This is a genomic window from Duganella phyllosphaerae, assembly GCF_001758785.1.
Classification (GTDB): Bacteria; Pseudomonadota; Gammaproteobacteria; order Burkholderiales; family Burkholderiaceae_D; genus Rugamonas; species Rugamonas phyllosphaerae.
The window spans coordinates 1-1,949 of record NZ_LROM01000139.1; the positions used below are offsets into that span (position 1 = coordinate 1).

Consider the following 1,949-nt stretch of genomic DNA (forward strand, 5'->3'; position numbering starts at 1 on the left):
GCGCGGGGCCACCGGCAGGCCGGCAGCGGCAAAGGCGGCCGCGATGGCTTGCTCGACAGCGGTCCAGGCGCTGGCGATGCCGTGCGCCAGGCCGGAGGGACCGGCGGCGCCGGTGCCGAGCAGGGCAGGTAGGCCGGGTAGGCCGGGTAGGCCTGTTTGGCAGGAAGGCGCGGGGGCCAGGATGGCGCGGGTGCCGCTGCCGCCGCCGTCCACGCCGAGGAGAAATTCGATCATGCGGCACTATAGTGGGAGGTAAAGCACACTGTCAAAAGGAGTTTGGCCCGGTTTGAACTGTAGGCGATTCAATTTGCCGCGCGCCGCGCCGATAATGTCATAATAAAGACGCATGGAAAGGGACCACATATGATCAGATACCTGGGAACCAAAAATACCAAGGACGGTGGGGTGCTGTATATTTTTCTGATTAACGGCTTGCAGAAAGAAATTCGCGAAGCCGCGTTAAAGCAATACCCCGGCTGCTACGACGCCTTGCCGGCCACCGCCAAGGCGCGCATCAGCGCCAACCGCGCCTGGTTGTCGAAGACCTGAGCCGGTGGCGTTTCTTTCTTTCTCGTTGCAGCGCGGCGCGCTGGCGATTGCTGTGACTTTGGCGCTGGCCACCGCGCCGGCGCGGGCGCAAAACGTGCCCACCACGTTCGGCACCATCATCGGCAACGGCCTGCTGTGCCGCGACCAGACCGCCAATTTTTATTACTACGATTACCTGCTCAAGCATTTCGGTCCGGCCTACAAGCACGAGGGCGGCGCGTACTGGTTCCGCACCGACGGCGCGTCGCTGTGGGGCCGCGAGATTTCCGAGGTGATGGTCAGCGACGACACCAGCACCTATATTTTCGTGGGCGCCGTGGCCGAGGCCACGCCCGAGGAACTGCAGCAGGCCATCATCACCCAGGTGGGCGTGCACCATATCCGTATCGACACGTCGGCCTTCCCGGTGCGCGAGGCCAAGCCGGCCAGCCGCATCGTCTATTTCGATACCAAATCGAAAATCTACTGCGCCAAATACAAGCCCCTGCCGCCGGTGCAACCACCGCCGGTGCGCTCACGCCCCAAGTAGGGGCTAGAATACGGCACGCGCACTCTCAAGGTTTTCATGTACACGCAATACTTCAACCTGAAACAATCGCCGTTCTCCATCGCGCCCGACCCGCGCTACCTGTTCATGAGCGAACGCCACCGCGAGGCGCTGGCGCACCTGCTCTATGGCATCGGCAGCGGCGGCGGCTTCGTGCTGCTCACGGGGGAGATCGGCGCCGGCAAGACCACGGTCTGCCGCTGTTTCATGGAGCAGATCCCCGACAACTGCAAGCTCGGCTATATCTTCAATCCCAAGCTCACGGTCGAGGAATTGCTGCTGACCATCTGCGATGAGTTCGGTGTCGATTTGCCGCCGCAGGGGGGCGGCGCGGTCAGCGTCAAGGGTTATGTCGATGCGATCAACGCCTACTTGCTGACCAGCCACGCCCAGGCCAAGAACAATGTCCTGATCATCGACGAAGCGCAAAACCTGTCGGCCGAGGTGCTGGAACAACTGCGCCTGCTGACCAACCTGGAAACCAGCGAGCGCAAGCTGCTGCAAATCATCCTGATCGGCCAGCCCGAACTGCGCACCATGCTGGCCCGGCCCGAACTGGAACAACTGGCGCAGCGCGTGATTGCCCGCTATCACCTCGGCTCGCTGTCGGAGGCCGAGACCTCGGCGTATATCGAGCACCGCCTGGCGGTGGCCGGGGCGGCGGCGATTGCACCGTTTCCACGCCGCCTGATGGGGCTGGTTCACAGCCTGACCAAGGGCGTGCCGCGCCGTATCAATTTGCTGTGCGACCGCGCGCTGCTGGGGGCGTACGTGGAAAGCCAGCCGCAGGTGTCGCGCACCATCTTGCGGCGGGCGGCGGCGGAAGTGTTTGCCGGCGCCGATAACGTCGGAT

3 protein-coding genes and 1 pseudogene are annotated in these 1,949 nt (G+C 63.4%); 3 read left to right on the forward strand and 1 reads right to left on the reverse strand.

Features of this window, described 5'->3' with window-relative positions; all coding sequences use genetic code 11:
• Positions 1-234: pseudogene (locus DUPY_RS23635) on the reverse strand (BadF/BadG/BcrA/BcrD ATPase family protein); the annotation flags it as partial.
• 171 nt (positions 235-405) lie between these two features.
• Between DUPY_RS23635 and DUPY_RS23640 the strand changes: the two are divergent.
• The 3 genes from DUPY_RS23640 to DUPY_RS23650 form a co-directional block, all read left to right on the forward strand.
• Positions 406-549: a hypothetical protein gene (locus DUPY_RS23640; RefSeq protein WP_229255481.1), complete on the forward strand. Its 144-nt coding sequence runs from the start codon at positions 406-408 to the stop codon at positions 547-549.
• Between the two features lie 4 nt (positions 550-553).
• Positions 554-1,078, forward strand: a complete 525-nt coding sequence (locus tag DUPY_RS23645) for a hypothetical protein (RefSeq protein WP_070251609.1) — start codon at positions 554-556, stop codon at positions 1,076-1,078.
• 36 nt (positions 1,079-1,114) lie between these two features.
• On the forward strand, positions 1,115-1,949 hold an 835-nt coding region (locus DUPY_RS23650; protein ID WP_167359105.1), incomplete at its 3' end, for an ExeA family protein.